Genomic DNA, 5,265 nt, shown 5'->3' on the forward strand with positions numbered 1-5,265 from the left:
CTGGCGGACCGCGTCGAACCTGCCGGCCGATAATCCTCCGCGAGGAAATTGGCTTGGGAAAGCTTCCGCGTCGCCAAGGTCGGCTGGGCTGATGCGTAAAGCGTTGTCTTGGACGCTGGAGTGGCGATCGAGTATTCAAACAACGGCGGCGGTCACTTACGGGGCAAGCTGCAGTGGCCCTGCTGTCGGCTTAGCTAAGTTTCCAGCTTCGGCGCGGGCCGATTCGAGCCTGCTTGGGCTGAATCGCCGAGCGGTCGATGGTCTATCGCGGTGGCTTAACGGAACTTTCCCAAGCCTTGCATTGACTTAAGCTTGATGACTCATGGAAAATAACCCGTTTAAATCTAATATCCGTCCGCGAATTCCGTCAATGCCCAGCAGTTCAAGCCTCGAAAACCATATCGTTTCCGTCAGCAACTTGAGCTTTGCCAGGGGGACCAGAAAAATTTTCGACGGCGTCGATCTGTCCATACAGCGTGGCAAAATCACCGCGATCATGGGTCCCAGCGGCACCGGCAAAACCACGTTGCTGAAATTGATCGGCGGCCAATTGGCGCCGGACCGGGGCCAAATTTTGGTGGATGGTCAAAACGTCCATCGCCTGAAAACCCGCGAGCTTTACGAATTGCGCAAGCGGATGGGCATGCTGTTTCAAAGCGGCGCCTTACTGACCGACATGAACGTTTACGATAACGTGGCGTTTCCGTTGCGCGAACACACTCATCTACCGGAGTCGATGATACGCACGCTGGTGTTGATGAAATTGCACGCGGTCGGCTTGCGCGGCGCTCGCCGTCTGATGCCCAACGAATTATCAGGCGGCATGGCGCGGCGGGTGGCGCTGGCACGCGCGATTGCCCTCGATCCGCTGATGATCATGTACGACGAACCGTTTACCGGCCAGGATCCGATTTCGATGGGGGCATTGGTGCATTTGATCAAGTCGCTGAACGTGACGCTGGGATTGACCAGTATCATCGTGTCGCACGACGTGCAGGAAACCGCCGCGATCGCCGACTACATCTACGTGCTGTCCGAAGGCAAGATCGTCGGCCAGGGTACGCCTCAGCAGTTGCAACAGTCGGACTCGGCCTGGGTGCAACAGTTTATGCACGGCGACGCGGACGGTCCGGTACACTTTCACTATCCGGCGCCCGACTATTTGGACGACCTGCTGGCCGGCAAATCTTCATTGTAATTAGCGATGCTTCAACTCCTGCAAAACCTGGGAAAACTCACCCGCGACAGCTTCGCCAAACTCGGCCGCGCCAGTTTTTTCCTGATCCATACTCTAACCGGCACCGCCGATGTGTTGGCCCGCCCCAATTTGCTGGTGAAGCAGATGTATTCGGTCGGGGTATTGTCGTTTTTGATCATTACCATTTCCGGGCTGTTCGTCGGCATGGTGCTGGGCTTGCAGGGCTTTAACATTTTGTCCGACTTCGGCGCCGAGGAATCGCTGGGCGTGATGGTCGCCGCCTCGCTGGTCCGGGAATTGGGGCCGGTGGTTTCCGCGCTGCTGTTCGCCGGCCGCGCCGGTTCGGCGTTGACCGCCGAGATCGGTCTGATGAAGGCCACCGAGCAATTGTCGGGCATGGAAATGATGGCGGTCGATCCGATCAACCGGATCATTTCGCCGCGTTTTCTCGCCGGCTTCCTGTCGATGCCGCTGCTGGCGGCCTTGTTCAGCGCTATCGGCGTGATGGGCGGCCATCTGGTCGGCGTCGGCATGCTCGGCGTCGACGACGGCGCGTTCTGGGCGCAGATGCAAGCCGGCATCGACTTTCAGGAGGACATCGTCAACGGCGTCGTCAAGAGTGTGGTGTTCGGCTTCGTCGTGTCCTGGATCGCCTTGTTCGAAGGTTACGACGCCATCCCCACCTCCGAAGGCGTAAGCCGCGCCACCACCCGCACTGTCGTCAATTCGGCGTTTTCGGTGCTGGCCCTCGATTTCATATTAACCGCACTGATGTTTGGAGACATTTAACATGCAGCATTCCAAGACACAGGACACCTTGGTCGGCCTGTTCGTCGCCTGCGGCATTGCCGCGCTGTTCTATATGGCCTTGCAGGTCAGCAATTTGGGTACTTATACCAGTGACGACAGCTATACCGTGATTGCCCGCTTTCAAAACTCCGGCGGTCTGAAAGTCAAATCGCCGGTGTCGATTGCTGGGGTGCGCATTGGTCGGGTGTCGGCGATTACGCTGGACCACGAAAGCCACGAGTCGGTCGTCGAGATGCGCATCGAGGCCAAATACGACAACCTGCCCGAGGATTCCGGCGCCAGTATTTATACGGCAGGCTTGCTCGGCGAGCAGTACATCAATATCGACCCGGGTTCATCGGACAGTTTTTTAAAGGACAAAAGCAAGCTGGACATCACCAGCTCGGCCATCGTATTGGAGGAAATGATCGGTAAATTCATGATGAATAAGGCGGAAGGCAAGTAATGGCCGTGTTGACGCTGACCGAACTGGCGCCCGGTCACTACGCCGTCACCGGCAATCTGACCTTTGCCAGCATCGACCGACAGTCCCTGAAATCGTTTAAGTTTCTGAAAGGCATGGACAGTATCTGCATTGATCTCGCCCAAGTCGGCACCACCGATAGCGCCGGTTTGGCGTTGATGATCGAATGGATTCGGCAAAGCCGGGCCAGCCGGGTGCGGCTGACTTTCAAAAACGTGCCGGCGCAATTGCTGGCTCTCGCCAAACTCAGCGGTTTCGACGAAACCGAATATTTTGCCAACCGCGGCTGATCGCGCCGCCAAACCCTCGCAGACATCCATGGATAAATTGTTAATAACCGGCGGCAAACCGCTGACCGGCGAACTGAGAATCTCCGGCGCGAAAAACGCCGCTTTGCCGATTCTGGCCGCCACCTTGCTGTCCGAAGTGCCGGTCAGCGTCGGCAACATCCCGCACTTGCACGACATCACCACCACGATGGAATTGTTGGGCCAAATGGGGGTGGGGTTGACCGTCGACGAAAAAATGAACATTGAGGTTGATTCCAGCACCATTCATAAATACGAAGCGCCCTACGAATTGGTAAAAACCATGCGCGCCTCCATCCTGGTGTTGGGTCCACTGCTGGCCCGTTTCGGCGAGGCTTACGTGTCGTTGCCGGGCGGCTGCGCGATCGGCACTCGGCCGGTCGACATCCACATCGACTCATTGATCAAAATGGGCGCCGACATCACCGTCGAATCCGGCTATATCCACGCCAAAGCCAAGCGCTTGCAAGGCTGCCGACTGGTGCTGGACAAAATCACCGTGACCGGTACCGAGAATATCCTGATGGCCGCCACGCTGGCCGAAGGCGTGACGATTATCGAAAACGCCGCCAAGGAGCCGGAAGTCACCGATCTGGCGCACTTTCTGAATAAAATGGGCGCCAAAATTACCGGTATCGGCACCGATATTCTGACCGTCGAAGGTGTCGAGAAACTCGGTGTGGTCGGTCTGCATTACGACATTCTGCCGGACCGTATCGAAACCGGCACCTATCTGGTCGCCGGCGCGATCAGCCGTGGCCGGGTCAAACTGAAAAACACCGATCCGACGATTCTGGACGCGGTTTTGGTTAAGCTCAAGGAAGCCGGCGCCGACATCACCTGCGGCGAAAACTGGATAGAATTGGACATGCACGGCAAGCGCCCAAAAGCGGTCACGGTGCGCACCGCGCCCTATCCCGCCTTCCCGACCGACATGCAAGCCCAGTTTACCGCGCTGAATTCGGTGGCTGAAGGCGTCGGCTTGATTACCGAGACCGTGTTCGAAAACCGCTTCATGCACGTGCAGGAACTGCAACGGATGGGGGCGCAAATTAAACTGGAATCCAACACCGCGATTTGCACCGGCATCGAACAAATGAAAGCGGCTCCGGTGATGGCGACCGACTTGCGGGCGTCCGCCAGCTTGGTCTTGGCCGGTTTGGCGGCCGAAGGCGAAACCTTGGTGGACCGGATTTATCATATCGACCGCGGTTACGACCATATCGAGGAAAAACTGGCGCAACTGGGCGCCACTATCCGCCGCGTTCCCAACTAACCAAGACACCGCCATGCTGACCATCGCCGTATCCAAGGGCCGAATTTACGAAGAAGCCTTGCCGTTTTTGGAGCAAGCCGGCATCACGCCGACCGACGACCCGGACAAAAGCCGCAAGTTGATCCTGCAAACCACCCGGTCCGACGTGCAATTGGTGATTATCCGCGCCACGGACGTGCCGACCTTCGTTGAATACGGCGCGGCCGACCTGGGGATTGCCGGCAAGGACGTGTTGCTGGAACACGGCGCGGAAAGCCTTTACGAACCGCTGGATTTAGGCATCGCCGGTTGCCGGCTGATGACCGCCGCGCCGGTCGGCGCGCCGGCGTTGAAATCCGGTTTGCGAGTGGCGACCAAATACGTCAAAACCGCGCAGCGCTATTACGCCGACCTGGGCGTGCAAGCCGAAATTATCAAGCTGTACGGTTCGATGGAACTGGCGCCGCTGGTCGGTCTGGCCGACTGCATCGTCGATCTGGTCGATACCGGCAACACCCTGAAAGCCAACGGCTTGGAGCCGCGTGAATTGATCGCCAACATCACCTCGCGGCTGGTGGTCAACAAGGCGGCGATGAAAATGAAACACCAAGCCATCCAGGCCTTGATTGACCAATTCGAAACCACCTTAGCGCGGAGGTCCGCATGACCGCGATCAAGATGCTCAGACTCGACGGCAGTGCCGCCGACTTCGAAAAACGCCTGCAAGCCCGCCTGGCCTTCGACGCCAGCGAAGACCTGGACATCCATAAACGCGTGCTGGATATCATTGCCGACATCCGCAAGCGCGGCGATCAGGCATTGATTGAATACTCCAACCGCTTCGATCGCACGGCGTTCAAAACCGCCGCGGAACTGGAATTGTCGGTCGGCGCGCTGAAGCAGGCCTGGGACACCTTGCCCAGCACTCAAGCCATCGCCTTGCAAACCGCCGCCGACCGGGTACGGGCCTACGCCGAGCATCAAAAGCTGCAGTCCTGGCAATTCACCGAGCTGGACGGCACGCTGCTGGGCCAAAAAGTCACGCCGCTGGACAAGGCCGGCCTGTACGTGCCGGGCGGCAAGGCGGCCTACCCGTCGTCGGTATTGATGAACGCGATTCCGGCCAAGGTGGCCGGCGTCGGCGAACTCATCATGGTGGTGCCGACGCCGGGCGGCGAGACCAATCCGCTGGTGCTGGCCGCCGCGTACGTGGCCGGCGTGGACCGGGTGT

General features: G+C 58.5%; 7 protein-coding genes. All 7 read left to right on the forward strand.

Features of this window, described 5'->3' with window-relative positions:
* Positions 1 to 370 precede the first annotated feature (370 nt).
* Positions 371 to 1,198 (forward strand): ABC transporter ATP-binding protein, encoded by an 828-nt coding sequence (locus AC3B8H_RS18225; RefSeq protein WP_488442964.1) that lies wholly within the window; start codon positions 371 to 373, stop codon positions 1,196 to 1,198.
* 6 nt (positions 1,199 to 1,204) lie between these two features.
* Entirely contained in the window at positions 1,205 to 1,987 is a 783-nt protein-coding gene (gene mlaE, locus AC3B8H_RS18230) for a lipid asymmetry maintenance ABC transporter permease subunit MlaE (RefSeq protein ID WP_488442965.1), read from the forward strand.
* A gap of 1 nt (position 1,988) precedes the next feature.
* Complete coding sequence (gene mlaD / locus AC3B8H_RS18235) at positions 1,989 to 2,453, forward strand: outer membrane lipid asymmetry maintenance protein MlaD (protein WP_488442966.1); 465 nt, start codon at positions 1,989 to 1,991, stop codon at positions 2,451 to 2,453.
* A complete protein-coding gene (locus AC3B8H_RS18240; RefSeq protein WP_488442967.1) occupies positions 2,453 to 2,761 on the forward strand; it encodes an STAS domain-containing protein in 309 nt (102 codons plus the stop codon). The genes mlaD and AC3B8H_RS18240 overlap by 1 nt, the downstream gene beginning before the upstream one ends.
* Before the next feature lie 28 nt (positions 2,762 to 2,789).
* Entirely contained in the window at positions 2,790 to 4,055 is a 1,266-nt protein-coding gene (gene murA / locus AC3B8H_RS18245; RefSeq protein WP_071158593.1) for a UDP-N-acetylglucosamine 1-carboxyvinyltransferase, read from the forward strand.
* A gap of 13 nt (positions 4,056 to 4,068) precedes the next feature.
* A complete protein-coding gene (gene hisG, locus AC3B8H_RS18250; RefSeq protein WP_488442968.1) occupies positions 4,069 to 4,701 on the forward strand; it encodes an ATP phosphoribosyltransferase in 633 nt (210 codons plus the stop codon).
* A partial coding sequence (locus tag AC3B8H_RS18255) for a histidinol dehydrogenase (protein ID WP_488442969.1) occupies positions 4,698 to 5,265 on the forward strand: 568 nt, incomplete at its 3' end. The genes hisG and AC3B8H_RS18255, both read left to right, overlap by 4 nt.

This window comes from Methylomonas sp. BG-2, assembly GCF_057766305.1.

Excerpts from the sequence above, each read along its gene's own strand:
- AC3B8H_RS18240 (WP_488442967.1), top strand. The coding sequence starts at position 2,453 with ATGGCCGTGTTGACGCTGACCGAACTGGCGCCCGGTCACTACGCCGTC.
- hisG (WP_488442968.1), top strand. The coding sequence starts at position 4,069 with ATGCTGACCATCGCCGTATCCAAGGGCCGAATTTACGAAGAAGCCTTG.
- AC3B8H_RS18225 (WP_488442964.1), top strand. The coding sequence starts at position 371 with ATGCCCAGCAGTTCAAGCCTCGAAAACCATATCGTTTCCGTCAGCAAC.
- murA (WP_071158593.1), top strand. The coding sequence starts at position 2,790 with ATGGATAAATTGTTAATAACCGGCGGCAAACCGCTGACCGGCGAACTG.
- mlaE (WP_488442965.1), top strand. The coding sequence starts at position 1,205 with ATGCTTCAACTCCTGCAAAACCTGGGAAAACTCACCCGCGACAGCTTC.
- mlaD (WP_488442966.1), top strand. The coding sequence starts at position 1,989 with ATGCAGCATTCCAAGACACAGGACACCTTGGTCGGCCTGTTCGTCGCC.